Raw genomic sequence first — 24,378 nt, 5'->3', positions numbered from 1 at the left:
TGCGCGGGGCGCTCAGCGGCGCAGCGCCTGCACGATCGGCTCGTCGCCGGTGTTGAACGAGACGGTGCGGCCGATGGTGGCCGGCTCGTCGACGGCGGCCGCCAGCACCGCGGCCACATCGGCGCGCGCGACCGACCCCGACGAGACGGCGTCGACGTCGATGCGCCCGGTGCCCTCGTCGAGGGTGAGCGCCGACGGCGCCAGGATCGTCCAGTCCAGGCGCGTGGCGCGCAGGTGCTCGTCGGCGGCGGCCTTGGCCTCTGCGTACGCGAAGAACGCGTCGTCGGGGTCGACGCCGTGGTCGGGTCCGGCACCGAAGTACGACACCATCAGGTAGCGCGGCACCCCGGCCGCCACCGCGGCGTCGATCGAGCGGATCGCGGCATCCCGGTCGACGGCGTACGTGCGCTCGGGGCTTCCCCCGCCGGCGCCCGCCGACCAGATGACCACGTCGTTGCCGCCGACGAGGTTCGTGAACTGGTCGAGGTCGAACGAGGCCACGTCGGCCACGAGCGGCGTGGCACCGGTCGCGGCGACGTCGGCTTCGTGGTCGGGGTTGCGGATGACCGCGGTCACGTGGTGGGCGGCTGCCACCAGCAGCGGCTCGAGCATGAGGGCGACTTTTCCGTGACCGCCGATGAGCAGGATGCGGGCCATGGGGGCTCCTTCCGTCTCATCGAGCCTATGTCGCACGCCCCGCGCCGGGGCCGGGGTCGACAGACGCCCCACGAGGGCCTACGGTTCGCGTCACCAGCCCATCGAGCCCGGGCCGCCCTTGAACGGACCGGCGATGGCGGCGCTCACCCAGCCGCCGTAGAAGCCGCCCGGCTGCGGGGTGACCGTCTCACCCGCCAGGGTGCACGCGTCCATCGGCCCGGCGTAGACCGCGACGCGTCCGATGAGATCGGCGTACCCCGCCGACGGCGACGGGTACCCCCACGCGGCCTTGGGGCGCTCGACGGCGCCCCCGACCACGTCGAAGTACGACGCCTGGCCCTTGAACTCGCACCACGACGATCCCGCCGCGGGGCGCAGCGCGCCGGCGACGAACGCGTCGACGGGCAGGTAGTAGACCGGCGGATGACTCGTCTCCAGCACCCGCACCACGTCATCGGTGTCGACGATGCGCTGCCCGCCGAGGTCGACGGTCACGCGGGCGGCGACCCGCTCGACACGGGGCGGGCGCGGGTAATCCCACACCGACTCCTGGCCGGCACGGACGGGATCGGGCTTCGGATGCCGCATGCGCCCACCCTCTCACGCCAGGGGTGTGTGCGGGCCGGGGATCCGTGCGGGCCGGGGATGGTCAGGTGACCGGCGTCTCGGATGCTGTCGCCTCGGCCGGCTCGTAGGCCAGGAGATCGCCCGGCTGGCAGCCGAGAACGCGACAGATCGCCTCGAGGGTGCTGAACCGCACCGCCTTGGCACGCCCGCTCTTGAGTACGAACACGTTCGCGGGAGTGATGCCGATCGCCGCGGCGAGCTCGGCGACGCTCATCTTCCGCTTGGCCAGTTCGACATCGAGGTTGATGACGACGGGCATCACACGACCTCGGCGAGCTCGTGCTCGAGCGCGCTCGCTTTGCGCAGCAGCCCCTTCATCACGACGAGGATCAGCGTCACCCCCAGGGCGAGAGCACCACCGGCGATCAGCAGGAGCATCACCCCGGGGCTCAGCGCCGCCGACAGGCTCAGCACGACGAAGGCGGCCGCCAGCAGCCCGGTGAACGACGCCACCGCGGCGATCAGAGCGTCTACCCAGACGAATGCGGCGTCGGTGAAGATCGAGGCCGTGTCGACCATCGTCAGCAAGCGCCACACGCAGACGACCGCGACCTGCACGCACACCACGAGGGCGACGCATCCCACGATCCCCGGCACCCGGAGGTGCGCGGCCTCGGGGTACATCGACACGGTGCTGTCGGCCAGTGCCGGGATGACGACGAGCTGCGCGACGACGGTGACCAGGGCGATCAGGGCGAGCGCGATCTTCGCGGCGACGACGGTGCTGCTCTGCATGATGCCCCTATCGTTTTTCGATACTCAGATATCGTAGAACGATGCTCTCATCGCGATCAACCCCGCTCCTGCTCCTGCGCGCGGCCGGGGCAGTGTGGGTCGCGCTCGGGGTGTTCATCGCGGGATCGGCGCTCGCGCTGCAGCGCGACGTGGGGCTGAACCTGATCGTCGGAGCGGTGTTCGCGCTCATCGGGGTGGGGATGCTGCGATGGCGGGCGAGGCCGCGCCCGGCCGTCGGCATCGTGGGCGGCGCCGCGTTCGTGGTCGGCGCGGGGCTCCTGGCGGCCGCGGCCCTCCGGGTGTTCGGCGAGGGCTACGCCGTCTTCGGCTGAGGGAGTCGTTCGCGGCGGCGTCCGGCGTTTCCTCGTGCGCCCCGAGGCCGACGCACAGGCGTAGCCTGGACGGCGTGAACATCCCGGTCCGGTCCCGCCTCGCGGGGCGAGAGGAGGTCGTCGGCGCTGCACGCGCCGGCGTCAGAGCCTGACGGCATCCGTCAGCTTCTCCGCGTCATCGACGCGCCCCTCTTCGCGGCCTCGGCCGCACCGTCACGACAGGATTCACATGCGACCCTTCTCCGAGGCCGACATCCGCGCCTCATTCCTCAACGCCAGCCTGCGCGAGCGCAAAGCCGCACTGCTTCCCGACGATCTCGATGAGACCGCCTGGGAGTCGCTGGACTACCTCGGCTGGCACGACCGCAAGCTCGCCCAGGTGGCCTACGTCACCGTCGACCTCGACGGCGCGCCCGCCTCGCTCATGCTGCGCCGCGCCGACGCGAAGCCGCGCGGACGCGCGCAGTGCTCGTGGTGCGCCGACATCACGCTGCCCAACGACGTCGTGATGTACATCGCCAAGCGCGCCGGCGAGGCGGGACGCCGCGGCGACACCGTCGGGGTGCTCGTGTGCGAGAACTTCGAGTGCTCGGCCAACGTGCGAAAGCTGCCGCCGTCGGCCTATCTGGGGTTCGACCGCGAAGCCGCCCGCGATCGACGCATCGACGCCCTGCGCGAGAACGTCGCCGCGTTCGCCCGCGCCGTGCGCGACGGCCGCTGAGGCAAAGGTCACACCCCTGTAACACCACGTTCACCCGCCGTCGCGGCCCACGGATGACACTGGCTGAAGCCAGACACCGCCTCCCCCACCGGGCCCCCGACCGAAGGATGACGATGACCCGACCGCTGCGAGTCCTGTCGCTCTACGAAGGCTTCTTCGCGGGCGGTGCCCGCATCCTCCACAGCGACGTCGTGGCGGGACTGCACGACGGCGCCTCGCAGCAGCACAGCGTGCTCGCCCTCGCCTCGCGCGCGGTGCGCGACGCGTCGGTGCAGGAGATGACCGACGACCCCCGCTTCCGTCGGCTGACGGCGGCGGGGGTGGCGGTGCACACGCTCGACCGCACCGCCGGCGACCGCCCCCTCGACCCCGAGACCTACAGCATCCGCGAACTGCTCACCGCCCGCGCCGCCCTCACCGGCGTCGACGTCGTGCTGTCGCTGAAGGAGCAGCCGCTGGGACTGCTGGTGGCGCTGCAGCGCCGCGGCTGGATGCCGGACGTGCCGGTGGCGGCGTGCCTGCACCGCTCCGACCCCGTGCACTCCGGCGCGGCCCTGTCGTGGCTGGCCGAGGCCACCGCCACGGGTCTGCTGACGGCGACGATCTCGTGCGCGGATGCCACGGACGAGGCCTACTCGCGCCTGGGCACGACCCCGGGCCGGCGGCACGTGGTGGCCAACGGCATCGACACCGACCGGTTCCGTCCGGCCGGCGCCGCCGAGCGCGCCGAGACCCGTCGCACCCTGGGCATCCCGGCGGGTGCGCCCGTGGTCGTCTTCGCAGCGCGGTTCGACGCGATGAAAGACCCGGGACTGTTCCTGCGCGCCGTCGCCCGGCATCTGCGCCGCGCCCCCGAGACGCACTACGTGCTGTGCGGAGCCGGCATGACCCCCGCCAACGCCCCGCTGCGCCATCTCATCGCCGACGCCGGGCTCGACCCCGACGACGCACGACTGCACCCCCTCGGCATCCGCGACGACATGCCCGCCGTCTACGGGATCGCCGACATCGTGGCGCTCACCAGCGCGTTCGGCGAAGCCTCGCCGCTGTGCCTCATCGAAGGGGCTGCGTGCGGCGCGACCCCCGTCACCACCGCCGTCGGCGACGCCCCGTCGGTGGTCGCCGGCATCGGCGTGGTCACCCCGCACGACGAGCAGGCGATCGCCGAGGCATGGGCGGCGGTGCTTGCCGACCGCGCCCGCCTGCGGGTGCTCGCCCTCGCCGCGCGCCCGCGCCTGGACCGTGCACGCATGGTCGACGAGTACCGCTCGGTGGTCGGCGCGCTCACGGTGGCCGCCGAGGTCGCCGCCTGAGGCCTCGCCCGCTGTCGCCGCCCGGGTGCACACTGGTCGCATGAGCGACGACGCCGTGCCCTCGTCGGGGTCGACCCCCGCGGAACCGGACGCGGAGGCGGCGGCGGATCCGGCCGGCGCGAAGCCGCCCGGCTGGGTGCTGCACGTCGACCTCGACCAGTTCATCGCGGCGGTCGAGCTGCTGCGCCGCCCCGAGCTGGTCGGCCTTCCCGTGATCGTGGGCGGCCGCGGCGACCCCACCGAGCGCGCCGTCGTGTCGACCGCGTCGTACGAGGCCCGCGCGTTCGGCGTGGGCTCGGGGATGCCGCTGAAGATCGCCGCTCGCAAGATCCCCGACGCCGTGTTCCTCCCCGTCGACGCGCCCGCCTACACCGCGGCATCCGACGAGGTGATGGCGACGCTGCGCGCGCAGCCGGGCGCGGTGGTGCAGGTGCTCGGCTGGGACGAGGCCTTCGTGGGCCTGCGCACCGCCGATCCCGATGCCGCGGCCCGCGGCATCCAGGCCGCCGTGCTCGCCCGCACCGGGCTGCACTGCAGCGTGGGGATCGGCGACACGCTCATCCGCGCCAAGAACGCCACCGACTTCGGCAAGCCGCAGGGCCGGTTCCGCCTGACCGCCGACAACTGGCTCGACGTCATGGGCGCGCGGCCCACCGCGGCGCTGTGGGGCGTGGGGGCGAAGGTCTCGAAGCGGCTCGCGGCGCTGGGCATCACGACCGTCGCCGAACTGGCCGCCGCCGACACGGCGCCGCTGGCGGCCGAGTTCGGCCCGAAGATGGGGCCGTGGTACCGGCAGCTGGGGCGCGGTGACGGGTCGGCCACGGTGGACGACACCCCGTGGGTGGCCCGCGGGCACAGCCGCGAGACGACGTTCCAGACCGACCTCACCGACCGCGCCGACATCGTCGAGGCGGCACGGGCGCTCATCGGCCAGGTGCTCGCCGATGTGGCCGCCGAGGGCCGCCCCGTGGTCGGGGTGGGGATCAAGGTGCGCTACGCGCCGTTCACGACGAAGAACCTCGTGCACAAGATCGACGAGACCGGCGACGAGGCCACCGTCACCGCGGAGCTCCTGCGGCTGGTCGACAAGATCGACGCCGACCGAGCCGTGCGCCTGCTCGGCGTGCGCGCCGAAATGGCGATGCCCGCCGATGCCCGCGACGGTCACACCCCCACCCGAGGAGGGTGGTGAGCGGCCCCGCCGCGGCCACGGCGCCTACGATCGAAGGGTGACTTCTCCCGCTTCCCTCGTTCTGGTCGCCAACGCCACTGACGGCTCCATCTCGGTCTTCCGCTTCGACGACGGAGCCCTCGAGCTCCTCGCCACCACCGACGGCCTCACCGGCACGTCGACGTTCGCCGTCGACGCCGACCGCGACCTCGTCTACGCCGCCGTCAAGGGCGACGTGGCCGGCATCGTCACCCTCTCCCTCGACCGCGCGACGGGCGTGCTCACCCCGCTCTCGCGCCGCGACCTGCCCCGCGGCGGCATGAACTACCTCGCCCTCACCCGCGGCGGCACGGCCCTGCTGGGCGCCGCCTACGGCGCGGGCTACGGCATCCTCTCCCCCGTCACCGACGGCGAGGTCGGCGAGCCGGTGTCGACCGTCGAGTTCCCCAACCTGCACTCGGTGCTCCCCAGCGCCGACGGCCGCTTCGCGTACTTCGTGTCGCTGGGCGCCGACCTCATCGCGCAGTACGCGATCGCCGACGAGCTGGGCCTGGTGCCGCTCGAGCCCGCGACCGTCGCCGCCCCCGCCGGATCGGGCCCGCGCCACCTCGTGCTCAGCGAGGCGCAGGATGCCGTGTACGTGATGACCGAGTTCTCGGGCGAGGTGCTGCGCTACGTGCGCGACACCTTCACGGGCGTGCTCACCGCCGCCGACGCGGCGACCGTCTACGACACCGCCGCAGGACTCGGGCACAGCGAGTTCGGCGCGAACCCGCTCGATCACCACTACATCTGGGGCGCCGACCTGCACCTGGCGGGCGACCGCCTGTGGGCTTCGGAGCGCACCGAGAGCACGCTGGGCGCCGTGACCGTCGCCGCCGACGGCACGCTCGCCCCGGCCGAGACCTTCACCGTCACCGAGACCCAGCCGCGCGGCTTCGCGGTGAGCCCCGACGGCGCCTGGCTCGTCGCCGCCGGCGAGAAGTCGACCACCGTGTCGCTGTACGCGGTGGGCGGCGACCGCCTCGAGCTGCGCCAGCGTGCCGAGACCGGCAACGGCGCCAACTGGGTGCGCTTCGTCTGAGCGGGCCCGTCAGCGGGCGACGATGTCGTCGGCTTCGTCGGCGATCCACGCCATGAGCGGCAGCATCCGCTCCATCAGGGCGTCGCCGCGTGCGGTGAGGGCGTACTCCACGCGCGGGGGCACCTCGGGATAGGCGGTGCGCTGCACGATGCCGTCGGCCTCGAGCGTGCGCAGCGTCGTGGCGAGCATCTTCTCGCTGATGCCGTCGACCGTGCGGCGCAGCTCGCCCCAGCGCAGGGTGCCGTCGGTGAGGGCGAGCAGCACGAGCACGCCCCACTTGCTCATCACATGATCGAGCACGACCCGCGTCGGGCAGTTCTCGGTGAACACCTTGTCACGCGACGCCCGGATCTCCGCAAAACTCACTGCCATGTGGGTACCTTACCGAAAAGTGGGTACCCCCGAGAAGGAATGTAAACCCGGGCGGGGGAGGTTCTGACCGGTGATCCCATCGAAAGGACTCCCCTCATGACCATTCTCGTCACCGGCGCCAGCGGACAGCTCGGCCACCTCGTCGTCGACGCCCTGCTCGAGCGCGGCACACCGGCATCCGACATCGTCGCGGGCGCCCGCTCGGTCGACAAGGTCGCCGACCTCGCCGACCGCGGGGTGCGCACCGCGCACGTCGACTACGACGCCCCCGCCACCGTCGCCGCCGCCCTCGAGGGCGTCGACACGGTGCTGCTCATCTCGGGCTCGGAGCCCGGCGCGCGCTTCGCCGGCCACCAGAACGTCATCGACGCCGCCGTCGCGGCCGGCGTGGCGAAGTTCGTCTACACCAGCGCCCCGAAGGCCACCACCTTCGACTGGGCGCTGGGCGGCGAGCACAAGGCCACCGAAGAGGCGATCGCCGCTGCCGGCCTTCCCGCGGTGATCCTCCGCAACAACTGGTACGTCGAGAACTACGTGGCCGACGTGCAGCGCGCGGCAGACTCGGGCGTGATCGCCGCCTCGGTCGGCGAGGCCGTGATCGCACCGGCCACCCGCCGCGACTACGCGGAGGCGGCCGCGGTCGTGCTCACCGGCGACGGACACATCGGCCAGGTCTACGAGCTGGCCGGCGACACCGTCCTCGGCTACGACGACATCGCCGCGGCGGCGGCCGAGGTGCTCGGCCGCGAGGTCTCGTACGTGCGCCTCACCACCGACGAGCACGTCGCCGCACTCGTCGGCGCCGGGCTCCCCGCCGAGGTGGCGGGCTTCGTCGCCGGCATCGACACCGGCATCCGCGACGGCGTGCTCGCCGACACCGACGGCACCCTCTCGCGCCTCATCGGCCGCCCGACGACGCCGTTCGTCGACGGACTGCGCGCCGCGCTGGCCTGACCGGCACCATCCGTCGGACCGCTGGGGCAGGTGTGCACGGGCGTGACCCGGGAGGCAACACCTGCCCCACGGCTCCGACGGATGGTCACGGGCGCGCCGTCAGCGCACGACGCGGTAGCGCACGTGCGTGACCAACGACGCGGCCCGCACCGAGAGCTGCTCGAGCGCGAGCCCGTCGATCCCCTCGAACAGCCGCAGCCCGTCGCCGACGACCACCGGCGCGATCTGCAGCATCAGCTCGTCGACGAGCCCCGCCTGCAGGTAGGCGCGGGTGGTCGACACGCCCCCGGCGATGTGGACGTTCCGCTCGCCGGCGGCCTCGCGGGCACGCTCCAGGGCGGCGTGGATGCCGTCGGTCACGAAGTGGAAGACGGTGCCGCCCTCCATCTCGAGGCTCTCGCGCGGGTGGTGCGTGAGCACGAACACCGGCGCGTGGTACGGCGGGTTCGGGCCCCACCAGCCGCGCCACGGGCCGGGGTGGCTCGACCACTCGCCGCGCACCGGGCCGAACATGTGGCGGCCCATCACATAGGCGCCCGCCGAGACGATCGCGTCCATCTCGGCCCGGTTCTCGTCGGGGGTCTCGAACATCCACCGGTGCAGCACGCCCTCGGGCATGTCGCCGAACGGACGCTGCTCGGTCTGGTTCTCGCCCGCCCCGACGCCGTCGAGCGACAGGGACATGGTGGCGATCACGGTCGACATGGCGGACACGCTATCGCGCGCCGCCACCGCCCGACAGGGTGCGGTGGGACGATGGGCGCAGCCGACGAGAGGATCCCGATGGCCAGACGCCTCGTGCGCCCACGACAGCGTGACGAACTGAAGAACATCCCGTACGAGGTCTTCATCGGGCTGCTGTCGGTGCTGTCGATCGTGAACATCGTGCTGTGGTGGGTGTTCTACAACGACCCGCAGATCCAGACCGTGCTCACCACCATGACCGCGCTGTTCACCGTCGTGTTCCTCGTCGACTTCCTCTACCGGTTCTTCACGGCGCCCGCCCGCGCGCACTACTTCTGGCGCGATTTCGGGTGGGCCGACCTGCTGTCGGCGGTGCCGGCGACCCAGCTGAACATCCTGCGCGTGTTCCGGCTGCGCCGGGTGGTGCACCTGTTCCACCGCACCGGCGCGCGCCACATCCTCCTCACGGTCGTGCGCGATCGCGCCAACAGCGCGCTGCTGCTGCTGCTGCTGGCGGGCGTGCTGGTGATGCAGTTCGGCAGCCTCGTCGTGCTGTACGCGGAGGCGGCCGATCCGACCGCCAACATCACCACGGCATCCGATGCCCTCTGGTACACGCTCGTGACCATCTCGACCGTCGGCTATGGCGACCAGTACCCCGTCACCGCGGCGGGGCGCATCGTCGGCACGCTCATCATCATCGTGGGCGTGGGCATCTTCGGCACCTTCACCGGCTTCCTCGCGAACTTCTTCCTCACCCCGCGCCAGCGCGCGCACGCCGCCGCCGCCGAGGCCGAGACGACCGAGCCCGCCGCGGTGGGCACCGAGACCGACCGCGCCGCGCAGCTGCAGGCGCTGCTCGCGCAGACGGAGGCCTCGGCCGCCGAGCTGCGACGACTGCTGGAGGAAGAGCGCGGCGGGAGCGGATCGGCCGGGTCCGAGTAGGCTCGGTGACCGTGTCTCCCCGCATCGGCATCGTCGTCACCGACGCCGGCTTCTACGCCCCCGAAGACCCCGACCAGGACACCGCACCGCTGGTGGCCGCCCTCATCGCCCGTGGCGCACGCGCCGAAGCGGTGGTGTGGCATGACGCAGCCGTCGACCTCGCCGCCTTCGACCTGCTCGTCATCCGCACCCCGTGGGACTACCCGGATCGGCTCGACGAGTTCCAGGCCTGGCTCGACCGCGCCGAGGCGCTGACGCGCGTGCGCAACACCCCCGCGGTGGTGCGGTGGAACCTCGACAAGCACTACCTGCGCCAGCTCGCCGAGGCGGGCGTGGCGGTCGTGCCCACCGCGTACTGCCGCACGAGCGACGAGGCGCGCCGCGCGCTGGCCGCGCACGCCGACGGCGGTGTCGTCGTCAAGCCGGCCGTGTCGGCGGCGGCCCGCGACACCGGACTGTTCCACGCCGACGACCCCGCCGCGCAGGCCCTCGCCGAGCGGATCATCGCCACGGGCGGCGTGGCGATGATCCAGCCCGAGATCCCCGAACTGTCGGCCGGGGCCGAGAAGGCGCTGTACGCGATGTCGGGGCACTTCAGCCACGCCATCGCGAAGGGGGCGCTCCTGGCCCGCGGCGGCGGACTGATCGGCGGCGTCTACCAGGAGAACCCGGTGCCGGTGGCCACCACCGACGCCGAGCGGGCCTTCGCCGACGACGTGCTGCGCGCCGTGGCCGCCGTGACCGGCGGCGACGTGCCGCTCTACGCCCGCGTCGACACCGTCGACTCGGCCGCGTTCGGACTGGTCGTCATCGAGGTGGAGCTGATCGAGCCGGCCCTGAACCTGCACGTCGCCCCCGATGCGGTGGGCCCCATCGCCGACGCCATTGTGGAGGCCGCACGATGAGCACACCGAAGCGCCGGGCCCACACCGCGAAGGGCTCGGCCGGCGCAGCCGAGAACGCGGCGGCCAGCACACCGCAGACCACGGCACCCTCCTCGCCGGATGCCGTCACCGCACCGCCGCAGTCGCGCTGGCTGCTGTTCGGCGTGGGCGCGGTGGCCGCCGTCGTGGCCCTCGTGCCGTGGCTGCTGACCGGAGCGCGCCTGCCGATCCAGAACTTCTGGTCGGAGATCCCCAGCGCCCTGCCGGTGGTGCTGCTGCCGTTCAGCCAGTACGCGGTGTCGCTGATCTTCGCGCTGCTGATGGTCGGCTCCGCCGCCGCCGGCATCGCGGGCCGGGCCCTGCGCGCCCGCAGCGCCCGCGCCGGCACGACCACGCTCGTCGCGGGCGTCGTCGTCATCCAGCTGCTCGCGGTCGTGCAGACCGCGCTCGTTCTCTCGACGCTGCTGCCCGACACCGACGAGGCGATCATCTACCTCGCCGGTCTCACCGCGGGCGCGGTGGTCACCGTGCTGCTGGGTGTGCTCGCCACCGTGCTCATCGCCCGCGCGCCCCGTGGCGGCGCGGTGATCGGCCTCACCGCCGGCGCGATCGCGTTCGGCTCGTGGGTGGCCGCCCTCATCGTGCCGTTCGGCTCGGTGCCGACCGACTACCCGTTCCTGCTCACCCTCGTGCAGTGGATCGCCCCGGTGCTCACCGGCGTCGCGATCGCGTGGGCGGGGGTGGGCACCCCCGGCCGCATCGTCGCGGCGGTCGGCGCGCTGCTGCTGGTGTGGGTCGCCCCCGCGGCGATGACCGGCATCGCCAACGCGCTCGGCACCCGCGTGTACGCCACGGCGCCCGGCGAGATGCTCGACTTCGGCCTCACCGTGTTCGGCCTGGCGCTGCTGACCCCCGAGCTCGCGCTGCGTCCGATCCTCGCCACCGTGATCACCGCCGCACTCGGCCTGCTGCTGCGCGGGGTGATCGCCCGGCGGCGGGCGGCGCAGACACCGGCGCCCGCACCGACTGTGTCGCCCTCACCGAGCGAGGACTGACCCGACCGGCATCCGCGTCACAGGGTCGGCAGCGGCAGTTCGCGGCGCCGGTCCCACGGCTCGGTCCAGCCGAGGCGGTCGAACAGTCCGTCCAGCAGCATGCCGGTGAACCCCCACACCAGGTGCTCGCCGGTCGCGTGCCGCACGAGGAAGCCCGGCCCGCGCCAGCTGCGGCCGTCGCGGTGGATGACCGTCACGCCGCGGTTGGCGGGGTCGAGCAGGTCGGCGACCGGCGCGCGGAACACGTCGGCCGACTCGGCCTCATCGACGACGCCGACCGGCGACGGATGCCGCCACCAGCCGAGCACCGGAGTGACGCGGTGCTGGGAGTAGTCGAGCATGACCGGGTCGAGTGCGCCCAGCACGTCGACGCCCGCCGGGTCGAGACCCGTCTCCTCCCGCGCCTCGCGCAGCGCCGCGGCGACGGTGTCGGCATCCCCCGGATCGACCCGCCCGCCCGGAAAGGCGACCTGCCCCGGGTGCGAGCGCAGCGTCGTCGCACGCGCCAGCAGCAGCACGTCGAGGTCGCGCGAGACCGCGTGGGACTGGGCGTCGTGGTCGCTGGGCAGGGAGTCGAGCACGCCGAACAGGATCAGCACCGCGGCCGGTCGCGCCGGCGCGCCCGACGGGCCCGGCGCGGCGTCACCGGCGGCGGCGGGCACGAGGGCGGGCGCGCCGGCGGCCAGCGCGCTCAGCTGCGCGCGGGCGCTGTCGGTGGCGGTGCGACCCATGGGCGGCCGGCCTCAGCCCTTGAAGTCTTCGGGGTCGACGTCGTCGAGGAACCGGGTGAACTCCTCGACGCTGCGCTCCACCTCTTCGGGGGTCTCGTCGTCGTCGCCGATGACGTCGACGATGCCGGCCGTGTCGAGCACGTCGTCGGCCACGAAGATGGGAGCGGCGGTGCGGGAGGCCAGCGCGATGGCATCCGAGGGTCGCGCGTCGACGCGGTGCACGCCGCCGCCGTGCCGAAGGGTGACCTCGGCGTAGAAGGTGCCCTCGTCGATGCGGGTGACCTCGACACGTTCGACGACGGCGCCGACGGTGGTGAGCATCGTGCGCATCAGGTCGTGCGCGAGCGGACGCGGGGCCACGGCCCCCTCGACGGCGATGAGGATCGACGTGGCCTCTTGCGCGCCGATCCAGATCGGCAGCACCTTGCCGGCGCCGGGCAGCTGGCCCACCGGGCGCAGCAGGATGACGTGCTCGCCGGCCGCGTCGAGGGCGATGCCGCCCACGATGACCTGGACCATGACCTCACCCCTTCCGCCGCGTTGACGTGTTCTCCCCAGTGTCGCACCGGTGGCCGCACCCCGGGCACCCGATACGCTCTGTCGTATGGCATCCAGCGACAAGCACCACGACGAGACCCCGCTGCGCGGAGGCGTGCTCAGCGGCGACGGCAGCCCCGCGATGTGGGGGACCCTGCTCGGTCTGATCGTCTTCGCGTTCGTGGCGGTGCCGATCTCGGCAGCGGTGCGCTTCGCGACCCACCCGCTGTCGCAGCAGCTGTTCGGAGGCCGGCTCGAAGAGGCCACCACGGGCGGCTACGTGACGTTCTGGTGGATCGTCGCGCTCGGCCTGCTGGCCACGCCCGTTCTCGTGGGCTGGGGCGTCGCGAAGATGTCGAAGAGCACCCTCGCGGCGATCGCCGTGATCGTCGGCGTGTTCTTCCTCGCCGTGGTCATCCTCGGGCAGCTCTTCGTCTTCTGACCCGCGGGTGCGCCGCGCCGGTGTGCGGCGCGCTGTGCGCCGCGCTCAGGCGGTGACGAGCACGTCGGCGGTGCGTCGCTCGGCCAGCGCGTTGGCGCCGCCGAAGATCAGCACCAGCAGCGCGGCCGCCGCCGGCAGCGCCATCGCGACGGTGAGCGACACGTCTTCGGCGACCCATCCGGTGACCGCAGAGGCCAGCGCCTGCGCCAGCGTGAGCGCCGAACCGAGCAGCGTCATGGTCGTGGCGGTGCGCCCGGCCGGCGCGCGGCGCCCGGCCAGGCTGAACAGCGTCACGAGCGTCGGGCCGACGCCCAGGCCCATCAGCAGCAGCCAGACGGTCACGGTGCCCACCGAAGCGGATGCCGTGTAGCCCACGGCCCCGAGCAGCAGCACCGCCGCGAACACGAGCCAGCGCAGCCGCAGGGAGAACCGGTCGGGCAGGGCGGCGACGGCCAGGGCGAGCGCGGCCGAGCCGATGCCCATGAGGCCGTAGAGCAGGCCCGCCTCCACGCCGCCCCCCAGGCTCTGCGCGAACGCGGTGAGCGAGGTGAGCGTCGAGCCGAAGAACAGGCCGACCGCGAAGGTGGCGGCCACCAGCACGAGCACCGGGCCGCTGAGCACCGCACGAAGCGGCGCTCGCGCGCCGGCATCCGTCGCCCGCCCGGCGGCCGAGGCGGTGGGGTGCAGGGCGAAGGCGGTGACGAAGGCGAAGCTCAGCACCGCGGCGATCGCGATCGGCGCCCACGGCGCGATGAGGGCGGCGAAGATGCCGACGAGGAACGGGCCGATGACGAACGCGGTCTCGTCGGCGGCCGACTCGTACGACATCACGCGGGTGAACGTGCGCGAGCGCCGCTCGGGCGCCAGGCGCAGCAGGATGAGCGCCATCAGGCGGCTGCGCGACATGGCGGCGGCCTGCGGGGCGGTCAGGCCGATGAACAGGGCGGTGGCCAGCAGCAGGTCGGCGCCGAAGCCGAGGGTCACCACGAGCGGGAACATGGCCAGCAGCACGCCGTTGGCCAGGCCCACCGGCACGAGCACGCGGCGCTGGCCGAACCGGTCGACGAGGTCGCCGATGACGGGGCCGGAGCCCACGACGCCGATGCCGACGGCCGCCGAGGTCAGTCCGCCGAGGGCGACCGAGCCGGTCGCCGAGGTGACGAGGGTGAGCACGCCGACGGTCATCATCGCGAACGGCAGTCGTGCCAGGAACGCGATGGGCCAGTAGGCCCACCCGGTCGTGCGGATGAGGGAATCGGATGCCATGGACTCTCCCGGAACAGTCGGCTCGTTCTCACGTGCCGCCTTGCTCCGGTCGAGCAGGTAGATGCACCTCTGCGCGTCCGCACCCGCGAACGCACTCCCCCATTCTACGCCGCCCTCCTGCGCGGCGCCTGGGTGGGGCGAGCCCGGGTCAGGCGCCGAAGAACTCGCGGGCCACGAGCGACAGGTCGTGCAGGTCGGAGACGCCGGCGAGCTCGCGGGCGGAGTGCATCGAGAGGATCGGGATGCCGACGTCGACCGTGCGGATGCCGAGGCGGGTGGCGGTGATCGGACCGATCGTCGACCCGCAGGGCACGGCGTTGTTCGACACGAACTCCTGCGAGCTCACCCCCGCCCGGGCGCACCAGTCGTTCCAGGCGGCCGCACCCACGGCATCCGTCGCGTAGCGCTGGTTCGCGTTGATCTTGAGGATCGGGCCCGACCCCAGTCGCGGCTGCACGACCGGGTCGTGCTTCTCGGCGTAGTTGGGATGCACGGCGTGGCCGACGTCGCTCGAGACGCACCACGAGCCGGCGAGGGCGCGCAACTGCTGCTCGCGGTCGGCGCCCAGCCCCGCCCACACGCGCTCGAGCACGTCGGCGAGGAACGGCCCGGCCGCCCCCGAGCGGGTGCCCGAGCCCACCTCCTCGTGGTCGAAGACGGCGAGCATCGCGATGTGGTCGGCAGCGACGTCGTCGGCGACGGCCTGCAGCGCCACCACACCGGCGTGCACCGAAGCCAGGTCGTCGAGGCGCCCCGACGCGAAGAACACGTCGTCCCGCCCGAACACGGCCCCGGGCGCGGCGTCGGCGGTGACGATGTCGTATCCGCGGATGCGGGACGCGTCGACGCCGGCGACACCGGCGAGCTCGGCCAGCAGGTCGGCGGAGTCGGCCTCGCCCAACCCCCACACCGGCTGGGTCTGGCGCTGCTTGTCGAGGGCGAGGTGGTCGTTGGCCTCGCGGTCGAGGTGGATCGCCAGCTGCGGGAGCCGCAGCAGCGGCCCCGTCGCCGCCAGCACGCTCGAGCCGTCGTCGAGGGTCAGCCGGCCCGCGAGGCGCAGCTCGCGGTCGAGCCACGAGTTCAGCAGCGGCCCGCCGTACACCTCGACCCCGGCCTGCAGCCAGCCCAGCCGCCCCGTGGTCGGCCGCGGCTTGAGCTTGAACCCGGGCGAGTCGCTGTGGGCGCCGAACACGCGCACCGGGGTGTCGGCGGTCGCGCCGGGGGGAACGACCCAGGCGATCACGGCGCCGTCGCGCACGACGATCCGACGAGCGCCGGGAGCGGACGGCCAGGGCTCGCGCTCGTCGAGCGGGACGAATCCGGCATCCGTCAGCCGGCGCAGAACCTCGGCGGCCGCGTGGAAGCTCGACGGTGAGGCCGCGACGAACTCGGCGAGATCGGCGGCATGGGTGCGGGCAGCGGTCACAGCGGGACTCCTCGGGACGACGGTCCTTCGATCGTAGTTCGGCGCCCCGGTCTCGGATGAGGCGATTCTCATGCCCGCCCGTTGTCGAATTCGAAACGCTTCGATAACCTCGCGGCAGGCGACGAGCCGCCGGTGGCCGCAGCGGTCCGCCGGGACACGAAGGAGTGTGCAGGTGCGCAAGACGACCAAGACGATCAAGGGCATCGCCGCCGCCGCGATGCTGATGCCGCTCGGCATTCCGCCGGCATCCGGCGCCGACGACGCCGCGGCCCCCGCCTACGACTGGTCGGGGGTCGCCATCGGCGGCGGCGGGTACGTTCCCGGCATCGTCTACAACCAGACCGAGCCGGGCCTGGTGTACGCCCGCACCGACATCGGCGGCGCCTATCGCCTCGACCGCGCCGCCGACGAGTGGGTGCCGCTGCTCGACCACGTCGGCTGGGACGACTGGAACCGCCTCGGCGTGCTGAGCCTGGCCACCGACCCCGTCGACACCGCGCGGGTCTATGCGGCCGTCGGCATGTACACGAACGACTGGGATCCGAACAACGGAGCCATCCTGCGCTCGGCCGACTACGGCGAGACGTGGGAGGCCACACCGCTCCCCTTCAAGGTCGGCGGCAACATGCCCGGCCGCGGCATCGGCGAGCGCCTGCAGGTCGACCCCAACGACAACGACGTCGTCTACTTCGGCGCCGAAGGCGGCCAGGGGCTGTGGCGATCGACGGATGCCGGGGCCACCTTCGCCCAGGTGTCGCCGTTCCCCAACGCCGGCGACTTCGTTCCCGACGCCGCGTCGGGCAACTCCTACCTCTCGCAGAACCTCGGCGTGCTGTGGACGGCCTTCGACACGGCATCCGGGTCGGCGGGCGAGGCCACCGGCACCCTGTTCACCGCCGTGGCCGACACCGACGACATCCTCTACCGCTCCGACGACGCGGGCGCCACCTGGCAGCCGGTCGCCGGGGCGCCCACCGGGTTCCTCCCCCACCGCGGGGTGATCGACGAGGCCGGGCGCGTGCTCTACCTGACGACGAGCAACACCTCGGGCCCCTACGACGGCTCCGACGGCCAGGTGTGGCGCTACGGCATCGACGACGGCACCTGGACCGAGATCACGCCCCCGCAGCGCCCCGTCGGCGGCGACTTCGGCTTCGGCGGGCTCACCGTCGACCGCACCCATCCCGACACGATCATGGTCGCCGCGCAGATCCAGTGGTGGCCTGACATCCTCTTCTTCCGCAGCACCGACCGCGGCGCCACCTGGACCCCCGCGTGGGACTACGTCTTCGGCGCCGACGGCAGCACCAGCGTGCAGACGCGCTACGAGCAGTCCATCGACAGCGCGCCCTGGCTCGCGTTCGGCAAGCCCGTCTCCGGCCCCGACCCGTGGGCCGAGCCGACGCCGAAGCTCGGCTGGATGGTGTCGGCGCTCGAGATCGACCCGTTCGACCCCGACGAGCTGCTCTACGGCACCGGGGCGACGATCTACCGCGCCTCCGACCTGACCGCCTGGGACGAGGAGGAGGGCGTCATCCACATCGCGCCGGCGGCCGACGGCATCGAGGAGACCGCCATCCAAGACCTCGTCGCCCCCGCCGGCGACGTCGACCTCGTCTCGGCGATGCTCGACCTGGGCGGGTTCGTGCATGAGGAGATCACCGTCGCCACGAACACCTTCCAGGGCCCCTACTTCGGCGGCGCGACCAGTGTCGACGCCGCGGGCCTCGCCCCCGCCGTGCTGGCGCGGGCCGGCACCGACGGGGCGGGCGCGCGGGTGGCGGCCGTCTCGACCGACAGCGGCGCCACCTGGACCGGTTCGCCGGCCGCCGACGGCGCCACCGACTCGGGCACCATCGCCGTCACCGCCGACGGGGCGGCGGCGGTGTGGGCCCCCGCCGGCGCGGCCGCGCGGCGCACCGGCGACGGCGGCGCGACGTGGGCGAGCGTCACGGGGCTGCCCGACGGCGCGCGCGTGGAGGCCGACCGGGTCGACGCTTCCCTCGTCTACGGGTTCTCGGGCGGGCGGTTCTTCCGCTCGACGGATGCCGGGGCCACCTTCGCCGCCGTCGGCACGGGCCTGCCGTCCGAGGGGCCGGTGCGCTTCGCGGCGACCCCGGGCGCTCCCGGCGAGGTCTGGCTCGCCGGCGGCGAGGACGACGGCGCCTACGGGCTGTGGCGCTCGGGCGACGCCGGCAGCACCTGGACGGCGGTCGACGGCTTCGACGAGGCCGACACCGTGGGCTTCGGGAAGGCGGCACCGGGTGCCGGGTCGCCGACGATCTTCACGGCGGCCGAGCGCGACGGCATCCGCGGCATCTGGCGGTCGACCGACGACGGCGCGACGTGGCTGCGCATCAACGACGACGAGCACGAGTGGGGCTGGATCGGCGCCGACATCGAGGGCGACCCCGACGTGTTCGGGCGGGTGTACGTGGCCACCAACGGCCGCGGCATCATCGTCGGCGACGACACGGCCGCCGCGGCCCCGGCGCAGTGGTCGTCGTCGGCGACCTACGACACCGGCGAGGTCGTCGGCTTCGACGGCGCGGTGTGGGTGGCCTCGTGGTGGACCCGCGGGCAGCGCCCCGGCGGCAGCACCGGCCCGTGGCAGGAGGTCGACGCGGCCCCCAGCGGCGTCGCGCGCTGGACGGCGTCGCGCATCTTCACCGCCGGCGACGTGGTCACCGACGCCGACGGCACCCTGTGGCGCGCCCAGTGGTGGACGCGCGGCCAGGCCCCCGGCACCCCCTGGGGCCCCTGGGAGCCGCTCCCCTAGCCCACCTCGCCGAGATGGTGCACCTTCTCTCACCGAGATGGTGCACCGTCTCGGCGAGCGCCCCGCCGGGCCAGGCGGGGGGTCAGGGGCGGACGGCGACGCGCACGTGGCGGCCGGTCTGGGCGAGGGCGACGGCGCCGGCCAGGTCGGACAGCGGCAGGGTCGCGCCGACGAGCTCGGCCCACGGCATCCGCCGTTCGGATGCCGTGACGAAGCGCGCCGCGCGGGCGAGGTCGGCGGCGGTGTAGTTGTGCACCCCGCGCACGGTGAGCAGGCCCCGCACGACGCGCTCGGCGTCGAGTCCCACCGGGTCGTCGGGGAACACGCTGCCCACGAGCACGGCGGTGCCGCCGACGGCGGGAGCCGCGAGGGCCAGCTCGACGCCGCGGCGCGAGCCGGAGGCCTCGATCACCACGTCGGGCGCCCCGCCGTCGCAGGCGGCGGCCACGGTGCGCGCCGACGAGCCGCGGCCGGGGTCGACGGCCGCCGCCGCGCCGAAGCGCAGGGCGAGCTCGCGCCGGGCGGGCACCGGGTCGACGACGACCACATGCGCGCCGGCGTCGGCGGCCAGTGCCGCGGCGGCCAGGCCGATGAGGCCCGCGCCGCTGACGAGCACCGTCGCGTCGTCGAGGTCGTGCAGCTGCTCGGCGGCGGCGAGGGCCGCAGCGGCGGTGGCGACACCGCACGACACCGGCGCCAGCGCCTCGGCGGCGACGTGGTCGGCCACCTTCACGATCGCGGTGCCCGCGCGCAGGTGCGCGTGCGTGGCGAAGCCGCCCGACAGCGGCCAGTCGCCGTCAAAGCGCTCGTGCCCGTACTTCAGCAGTTCGACGCATTTCTGCGGGATGCCGCGGCGGCAGGTGACGCACACCCCGCACGAGACGGTCACCGACCACACCACGCGGTCGCGCAGCTGCACGCGGGAGCCGTCGGCCAGCCGCGCGTCGACGCCGGCGGCCACGACCCGGCCGACGTACTCGTGGCCGAGCACCGAGGGCGCCGGCGACGAGCGGCGGCCGTCGATGGTGTGCACGTCGGAGCCGCACACCGTGGCGAGCTCGATCTCGACGAGCACGTCGCGCGGGCCGAACTCGATGTCGAGCACGGCCACCGCCTCGAAGGGGCGCCCCTGCCCCATCCAGACCATCGCGGTGGCCGCCTCGGGGGCGAAGCGGTAGCGGTAGGCGGCGCCGCGCAGAGCCGTCCCGGCGGGCATCACAGACCGCGCGCGGCGAGGAGGGCGGGCAGGTCGCGGATGCCGTCGATGACGGCGTCGGCACCGGCGGCCTCGAGGGCCGCCCGGTCGTGGGCCCCGGTGAGCACGCCCACCACGAGCCCGGCGCCGGCGCGGCGGCCGCTCTCGACGTCGCTGGCGGTGTCGCCGACGACGACCGTCGCCGCCAGCGACGGCGCCTGCGCGCGCACGACGGCGGTGAGCACCAGGTCGGGTGCGGGGCGGCCGCGCCCGGCGTCAACCGGAGACAGCGCGGCGGTGACGGCGCCGGCCCACGGCAGCGCGGCGAGGATGGCGTCGCGGGTGTCGGGGGCGAAGCCGGTGGTGAGCACGACCGGCACCCCGGCCGCGGCGAGCCCGGCGATGACCTCGCCGGCCCCGTCGATCTCGCTCACGCCGACCTCGGCGATGAGGTCGCGGTACGCGGCTTCGAAGGCGGCGTTGGCACGCTCGGCGGCGGCGCGGTCACCGCCGGCGAGGTGGGTGAACACGTCGATCTTCGACTGGCCCATCGTGTCGCGCACGTACTGCAGCGCGGCATCCGGGTCGGTGATGGGCAACCCCGAGCGCTCGGCGGCGCGGGCGAAGGCCTGCTCGACGATGCCGTCGTCGATGACGGTGGTGCCGGCCATGTCGAGCACGATCAGTGCGGGGACGGTGGCGACGGGGGCGGAGACGAGCGTCGTGGTCATGATGTTCCTTCGTGGGAGAGGGCGGGAGCCGGGCCGAAGACCCGCGAGATGGTGGCCTCGGCCAGGCCCAGGCCGGTGGTCATGCCGATGCCGGTGGTGACCACGGCCACGTGCACGCCCGGCTGCGGCTCGGCGACGAGGTAGTCGCCGCGCCCCGAGGCGTAGACGCCCTGCCAGCGCTCGATCACCCGCGGTGCCGCGCCGAACAGCGCCTGCGTCTCGGCGAGCATGAGGTCGGCGGCGACCTCGGTCTGGAACGGAGACGGCGAGATGTCGCGGGCGTGGGTGTCGCCGACCAGCAGGGTGCCGTCGGGGCGCTGCGTGTACATCTGGTTGAGGTCGATGGCGGCGAGGTCGGGCCGGTCGCCGTGCAGCCGCGCGCGCACCGGGGCGGCCTCGGGCAGCGACGCGAACGCGCCGTAGCGGATGAGCGACCAGCCGGTGAGCACCGGCGCCTCCAGCCGCACCGCCGCGGGCATGGCGACCCGCAGCATGTCGAGGGTGCAGCGCTGCACGTCGGCGCTCTCGGCCAGCTCGGGCAGCAGCTGATCGATGTCGTGGCCGACGGCGACGACCACGGTGCCCGCCGACAGGGGGCCGCGGGTCGTCTCGACGCGCACCCCGCCGTCGGCGGAGCGGATGCCGGTGACGGCGGTGCGCAGGTGGAAGCGCACGCCCTGGGCCTGCAGGTGGGCGGTGACGGCGGGCACGGCCTCGCGCGGGTCGGCCTGCAGGTCGCGGGGCAGCAGCGCGCCGCCCTGCAGCTCGGGGGCGGTGATGCCGGTGAGCCGGCGCACCTCGTCGGCGCCCAGCTCCACGACCTCGCCGGGGCGCCCGGCCGTCTCGCGCTCACGGCGCAGCGCCGCGATGAGGGCGAGCTCGTCGGGGTGACGCGCGGCGACGACGGTGCCGGTCTCGCGCAGCCACAGCCCCGCCTCGGCGGCCAGCTGCCGCCACAGCTCTCGCGCGACGGTGCCGTAGGCCAGCGCCTGGCCGGTCTGCGGGGTGACGCACAGGTGGCCGAAGTTGCGGATGCTGGCGCCGGTGGCGCGCTGCTGCCGCTCGACGACGGCGACGCTCAGCCCGCGGCGGTGGGCCGCGTAGGCGGCGCCGAGCCCCACGATGCCGCCGCCGATGACGAGGACGTCGACCGGGCCGTGCGCGGCGCTCAACGGAACACCTTGCGCATCCACATCGCGATGCCCTCCACCGCGAGCACGGTGACGAGGATCATCAGCACGATCGCGGTGACCATGCCGTAGTTGGAGCCCTGGCTCGCGTTGAGCAGGTAGTAGCCGATGCCGCCACCGCCGACCACGCCGAGGATCGTCGCGGCGCGGATGTTGGTGTCGAGCACGTAGAAGGAGTGGCCGATGAGGGCGCGGGTGCCCTGCGGCACCGTGGCGCCGGCGTACACCTGCAGACGCGTGGCGCCGGCGGCGGTGAGCGCGCGCTCGGGTCCCCGGTCGACCTCTTCCAGCGAGTCGGCGACGAGCTTTCCGAGCAGGCCGATGCTGCCGAAGGCGAGCGCGATGACGCCGGCCTGGGTGCCGAGCCCGGTGATGACGATGAGCACGATGGCGAGGATGATCTCGGGCACCCCGCGCACCCCGACCAGCAGGAAGCGGGCCAGTCCCCGGATGCCGCCGTTCGGGGCGACGTTGCGCGCGGCGAACGAGCCGATGATCATCGACGGCGCGAGGGTGAGCAGGGTCGCCGCCAGGGCGATGGCGACGGTCTCGGCCATGGCGCCCAGCATCCGCTCGGCGCCGTAGACGCCGAAGGTGGGCGGCCAGAACTGCACCGCCACGGCGGGGATCTTCGCCCAGAAGGTGACGAAGTCGCTCCACGTGATGTCGCACACCCACACGGCGGCCACGACGAGGGCGGCGGCCACCCATCCGGCGACGACGTTGCGCACCCGGTGCACCGTCCACGGGCGGCGCAGCGCCGCGGCGGGGCTCGCGGCCCAGGCGGGCGTGTGCTTCTCGCCGGTGCGCGGGGCGACGGCGGCCGCGACGCCGCCGCGGCGCCCGCGGCGCAGCATCCGGTCGGCCCACGAGCCGCGGTTGCCGGTCTCGCCGAGCATCGCCGCGCGCACCAGCGACGAGACGATCTCCATCACGACGCACAGCACGAACACGACGACGGCGATGCCGAGGCCGAGCGCGTAGTCGAGCGACTTGAACGCGTACGACATCTCCAGGCCCAGGCCCGCCACGCCGACGTAGCCGAGCACGACCGAACCGCGCAGGTTGATGTCGTTGCGGTGCAGCACGGTGGCCACCCACGAGGGCATCACCTGCGGCAGCACGCCGCCGGTGAACTCCTGCAGCTTCGATCCGCCGGCGGCGCGGATGGCCAGGCGCGGCCCCTCGTCGATCTGCTCGATGGCATCGGCGAACATCTTCGAGATCATGCCGATCGAGTGGATGCCGATGGCGAGGATGCCCGGGAGCGCGCCGAGCGAGAACATCAGCACGAACACCATCGCCAGCACGACGTCGGGCAGCGCCCGCGTGAAGACGCCGAAGAAACGGGCGGCGGCGCGCCAGCCGTTGCCGGGGGTGGTGTTGGCGGCGGCGAGGTAGGCGACGGGCACCGAGATGACCGCGGCCAGCAGCGTGCCGGTGAGCACGAGGCCGAGGGTGAGCCAGATGAGGTTCCACAGCTCGTCGGCGGGCGGGAACTCGATGCCGCCGACGCGCGCGAAGAAGCGCTCCGCGTTCTCCCAGCTGGCGAGCATGTTGGGGATCGAGATCTCGACGCCCTGCAGGGCGGCCACCGACAGGCCGAGGATGGCGACGAGGGTGAGCCCGGCGGCGATGCGCTCGGGCGAGACGCGGCGCCGCGGCGCGCGCTCGGCGACGCTCGCGGCGGGGGCGCCGGCGCGGGGCGGGCTGGCGAGGGTGGTCACTGCACGACCTCCGCGGCCAGCAGCTCGTCCTGCACGACGCGCAGCTCGGCGGTGGAGGTGGCCACGCGGCCGTAGATCTCCATGACCTCGGCCTTGCTGAGCTGCTCGGTGGGGGTGTCGAGCACGACGCGGCCGTGGCGCAGGCCCACGATGCGGTCGGCCCACGAGATGGCGAGGTCGACCTGGTGCAGCGAGCAGATGACGGTGAGGCCCTCGTCGGCGGCGATCTCGCGGATGAGCGACATCACCTGGTCGCTGGATTCGGGGTCGAGCGAGGCGACCGGCTCGTCGGCGAGCAGCACCTTGGGGTTCTGCATGAGGGCGCGGGCGATGGCCACGCGCTGCTGCTGCCCGCCGGAGAGGGTGTCGGCGCGCTGGTAGGCCCGGTCGAGCAGGCCGACGCGGTCGAGGTGGCCGAGGGCGGCGAGCTTGCGCGCCTTGGCGTAGGAGAAGAGCCCCAGGCGCGGGCCGCGGATGCCGGCGAGCGCGCCGGTGAGCACGTTCTCGAGCACCGTGAGGGAGGGCACCAGCTCGAACTGCTGGAAGATGAAGCCGACCTGGCCGCGCAGGGCCCGCAGGCGCCGCCCGGAGAGGCGGGTGACCTGCTCGCCCAGCACCTCGACGGCGCCGGAGGTGGGAACCTCCAGGCCGTCGAGGTGCCGCAGCAGGGTGGACTTGCCCGATCCGGACAGGCCGAGCAGCACGACGATCTCGCCGCGCTCGACGCTCAGCGACACGTCTTCCAGTGCGGTCGTGACGCCGAAGCGCTTGGTCACGCCGTCGAGGCGGACGATGGTGTTCGTCGTGCTGCTCATGCTGT

26 protein-coding genes are annotated in these 24,378 nt (G+C 73.7%); 11 read left to right on the top strand and 15 right to left on the bottom strand.

Features of this window, described 5'->3' with window-relative positions:
• Positions 1-12: 12 nt before the first annotated feature.
• The 4 genes from N3K63_RS11760 to N3K63_RS11745 all read right to left on the bottom strand — a co-directional run bounded on the left by N3K63_RS11760 (position 13) and on the right by N3K63_RS11745 (position 2,019).
• Positions 13-657: an NAD(P)-dependent oxidoreductase gene (locus N3K63_RS11760; protein ID WP_261580365.1), complete on the bottom strand. Its 645-nt coding sequence runs from the start codon at positions 655-657 to the stop codon at positions 13-15.
• Between the two features lie 90 nt (positions 658-747).
• A complete protein-coding gene (locus N3K63_RS11755) occupies positions 748-1,245 on the bottom strand; it encodes a DUF427 domain-containing protein (RefSeq protein ID WP_261580364.1) in 498 nt (165 codons plus the stop codon).
• 61 nt (positions 1,246-1,306) lie between these two features.
• Positions 1,307-1,543, bottom strand: a complete 237-nt coding sequence (locus N3K63_RS11750; protein WP_261580363.1) for a helix-turn-helix domain-containing protein — start codon at positions 1,541-1,543, stop codon at positions 1,307-1,309.
• Positions 1,543-2,019: a DUF2975 domain-containing protein gene (locus N3K63_RS11745; protein ID WP_261580362.1), complete on the bottom strand. Its 477-nt coding sequence runs from the start codon at positions 2,017-2,019 to the stop codon at positions 1,543-1,545. The genes N3K63_RS11750 and N3K63_RS11745 overlap by 1 nt, the downstream gene beginning before the upstream one ends.
• Before the next feature lie 41 nt (positions 2,020-2,060).
• Between N3K63_RS11745 and N3K63_RS11740 the strand changes: the two genes are divergently transcribed.
• The 5 genes from N3K63_RS11740 to N3K63_RS11720 all read left to right on the top strand — a co-directional run bounded on the left by N3K63_RS11740 (position 2,061) and on the right by N3K63_RS11720 (position 6,640).
• Positions 2,061-2,351: a hypothetical protein gene (locus N3K63_RS11740; protein ID WP_261580361.1), complete on the top strand. Its 291-nt coding sequence runs from the start codon at positions 2,061-2,063 to the stop codon at positions 2,349-2,351.
• 229 nt (positions 2,352-2,580) lie between these two features.
• Positions 2,581-3,072 (top strand): FBP domain-containing protein, encoded by a 492-nt coding sequence (locus N3K63_RS11735; RefSeq protein ID WP_261580360.1) that lies wholly within the window; start codon positions 2,581-2,583, stop codon positions 3,070-3,072.
• A gap of 113 nt (positions 3,073-3,185) precedes the next feature.
• Positions 3,186-4,385: a glycosyltransferase gene (locus tag N3K63_RS11730; protein ID WP_261580359.1), complete on the top strand. Its 1,200-nt coding sequence runs from the start codon at positions 3,186-3,188 to the stop codon at positions 4,383-4,385.
• Positions 4,386-4,521: 136 nt separating this feature from the next.
• On the top strand, positions 4,522-5,577 hold the full coding sequence (locus tag N3K63_RS11725; RefSeq protein ID WP_261580579.1) for a DNA polymerase IV: 1,056 nt from the start codon (positions 4,522-4,524) through the stop codon (positions 5,575-5,577).
• Positions 5,578-5,614: 37 nt separating this feature from the next.
• Positions 5,615-6,640: a lactonase family protein gene (locus tag N3K63_RS11720; protein WP_261580358.1), complete on the top strand. Its 1,026-nt coding sequence runs from the start codon at positions 5,615-5,617 to the stop codon at positions 6,638-6,640.
• A gap of 9 nt (positions 6,641-6,649) precedes the next feature.
• On the opposite strand, the gene N3K63_RS11715 is transcribed toward N3K63_RS11720, so the two are convergent.
• Entirely contained in the window at positions 6,650-7,012 is a 363-nt protein-coding gene (locus tag N3K63_RS11715) for a winged helix-turn-helix transcriptional regulator (protein ID WP_261580357.1), read from the bottom strand.
• Positions 7,013-7,108: 96 nt separating this feature from the next.
• Here N3K63_RS11715 and N3K63_RS11710 point away from each other — a divergent pair, with 96 nt between their 5' ends.
• Complete coding sequence (locus tag N3K63_RS11710; RefSeq protein ID WP_261580356.1) at positions 7,109-7,966, top strand: SDR family oxidoreductase; 858 nt, start codon at positions 7,109-7,111, stop codon at positions 7,964-7,966.
• Positions 7,967-8,065: 99 nt separating this feature from the next.
• On the opposite strand, the gene N3K63_RS11705 is transcribed toward N3K63_RS11710, so the two are convergent.
• The gene (locus N3K63_RS11705; protein ID WP_261580355.1) at positions 8,066-8,671 is read right to left on the bottom strand and encodes a dihydrofolate reductase family protein; all 606 of its coding nucleotides are present in this window, start codon (positions 8,669-8,671) and stop codon (positions 8,066-8,068) included.
• A 78-nt stretch (positions 8,672-8,749) separates the two neighbouring features.
• Between N3K63_RS11705 and N3K63_RS11700 the strand changes: the two genes are divergently transcribed.
• From N3K63_RS11700 to N3K63_RS11690, 3 genes are read left to right on the top strand one after another with little or no spacing between them, the layout of a single operon-like run.
• The gene (locus tag N3K63_RS11700; protein ID WP_261580354.1) at positions 8,750-9,595 is read left to right on the top strand and encodes an ion transporter; all 846 of its coding nucleotides are present in this window, start codon (positions 8,750-8,752) and stop codon (positions 9,593-9,595) included.
• Between the two features lie 11 nt (positions 9,596-9,606).
• A complete protein-coding gene (locus N3K63_RS11695) occupies positions 9,607-10,500 on the top strand; it encodes an ATP-grasp domain-containing protein (protein WP_261580353.1) in 894 nt (297 codons plus the stop codon).
• On the top strand, positions 10,497-11,534 hold the full coding sequence (locus N3K63_RS11690) for a hypothetical protein (RefSeq protein ID WP_261580352.1): 1,038 nt from the start codon (positions 10,497-10,499) through the stop codon (positions 11,532-11,534). Before N3K63_RS11695 ends, N3K63_RS11690 begins: the two co-directional genes overlap by 4 nt.
• A 17-nt stretch (positions 11,535-11,551) precedes the next feature.
• On the opposite strand, the gene N3K63_RS11685 is transcribed toward N3K63_RS11690, so the two are convergent.
• Positions 11,552-12,265, bottom strand: coding sequence for an NUDIX hydrolase (locus tag N3K63_RS11685; RefSeq protein WP_261580351.1), 714 nt, complete (start codon positions 12,263-12,265; stop codon positions 11,552-11,554).
• A 12-nt stretch (positions 12,266-12,277) separates the two neighbouring features.
• The gene (locus tag N3K63_RS11680) at positions 12,278-12,784 is read right to left on the bottom strand and encodes a bifunctional nuclease family protein (protein WP_261580350.1); all 507 of its coding nucleotides are present in this window, start codon (positions 12,782-12,784) and stop codon (positions 12,278-12,280) included.
• Between the two features lie 85 nt (positions 12,785-12,869).
• Here N3K63_RS11680 and N3K63_RS11675 point away from each other — a divergent pair, with 85 nt between their 5' ends.
• Complete coding sequence (locus tag N3K63_RS11675; RefSeq protein ID WP_261580349.1) at positions 12,870-13,244, top strand: hypothetical protein; 375 nt, start codon at positions 12,870-12,872, stop codon at positions 13,242-13,244.
• Between the two features lie 45 nt (positions 13,245-13,289).
• On the opposite strand, the gene N3K63_RS11670 is transcribed toward N3K63_RS11675, so the two are convergent.
• Together N3K63_RS11670 and N3K63_RS11665 are read right to left on the bottom strand one after the other, a co-directional pair.
• On the bottom strand, positions 13,290-14,510 hold the full coding sequence (locus N3K63_RS11670) for an MFS transporter (RefSeq protein WP_261580348.1): 1,221 nt from the start codon (positions 14,508-14,510) through the stop codon (positions 13,290-13,292).
• A gap of 148 nt (positions 14,511-14,658) precedes the next feature.
• Complete coding sequence (locus N3K63_RS11665) at positions 14,659-15,936, bottom strand: M18 family aminopeptidase (protein ID WP_261580347.1); 1,278 nt, start codon at positions 15,934-15,936, stop codon at positions 14,659-14,661.
• Positions 15,937-16,108: 172 nt separating this feature from the next.
• Between N3K63_RS11665 and N3K63_RS11660 the strand changes: the two genes are divergently transcribed.
• Positions 16,109-18,715 (top strand): xyloglucanase, encoded by a 2,607-nt coding sequence (locus N3K63_RS11660; RefSeq protein ID WP_261580346.1) that lies wholly within the window; start codon positions 16,109-16,111, stop codon positions 18,713-18,715.
• Between the two features lie 82 nt (positions 18,716-18,797).
• Here N3K63_RS11660 and N3K63_RS11655 read toward each other — a convergent pair whose 3' ends face one another.
• The 5 genes from N3K63_RS11655 to phnC are packed head-to-tail and all read right to left on the bottom strand — an operon-like array spanning position 18,798 to position 24,373.
• On the bottom strand, positions 18,798-19,931 hold the full coding sequence (locus N3K63_RS11655) for a zinc-binding dehydrogenase (RefSeq protein ID WP_261580345.1): 1,134 nt from the start codon (positions 19,929-19,931) through the stop codon (positions 18,798-18,800).
• Positions 19,931-20,641, bottom strand: a complete 711-nt coding sequence (locus N3K63_RS11650) for an HAD family hydrolase (protein ID WP_261580344.1) — start codon at positions 20,639-20,641, stop codon at positions 19,931-19,933. The genes N3K63_RS11655 and N3K63_RS11650 overlap by 1 nt, the downstream gene beginning before the upstream one ends.
• Complete coding sequence (locus N3K63_RS11645; protein WP_261580343.1) at positions 20,638-21,813, bottom strand: TIGR03364 family FAD-dependent oxidoreductase; 1,176 nt, start codon at positions 21,811-21,813, stop codon at positions 20,638-20,640. The genes N3K63_RS11650 and N3K63_RS11645 overlap by 4 nt, the downstream gene beginning before the upstream one ends.
• Positions 21,810-23,558: a PhnE/PtxC family ABC transporter permease gene (locus tag N3K63_RS11640; RefSeq protein ID WP_261580342.1), complete on the bottom strand. Its 1,749-nt coding sequence runs from the start codon at positions 23,556-23,558 to the stop codon at positions 21,810-21,812. The genes N3K63_RS11645 and N3K63_RS11640 overlap by 4 nt, the downstream gene beginning before the upstream one ends.
• Positions 23,555-24,373: a phosphonate ABC transporter ATP-binding protein gene (phnC, locus tag N3K63_RS11635; protein WP_261580341.1), complete on the bottom strand. Its 819-nt coding sequence runs from the start codon at positions 24,371-24,373 to the stop codon at positions 23,555-23,557. The genes N3K63_RS11640 and phnC overlap by 4 nt, the downstream gene beginning before the upstream one ends.
• Positions 24,374-24,378: the final 5 nt, after the last annotated feature.

This window comes from Microbacterium festucae, from assembly GCF_025421715.1.
Taxonomy (GTDB): Bacteria; Actinomycetota; Actinomycetes; order Actinomycetales; family Microbacteriaceae; genus Microbacterium; species Microbacterium festucae.
The sequence above is the reverse complement of the archived record's forward strand: the minus strand, read 5'-3'. Positions and strand labels throughout refer to the sequence as shown.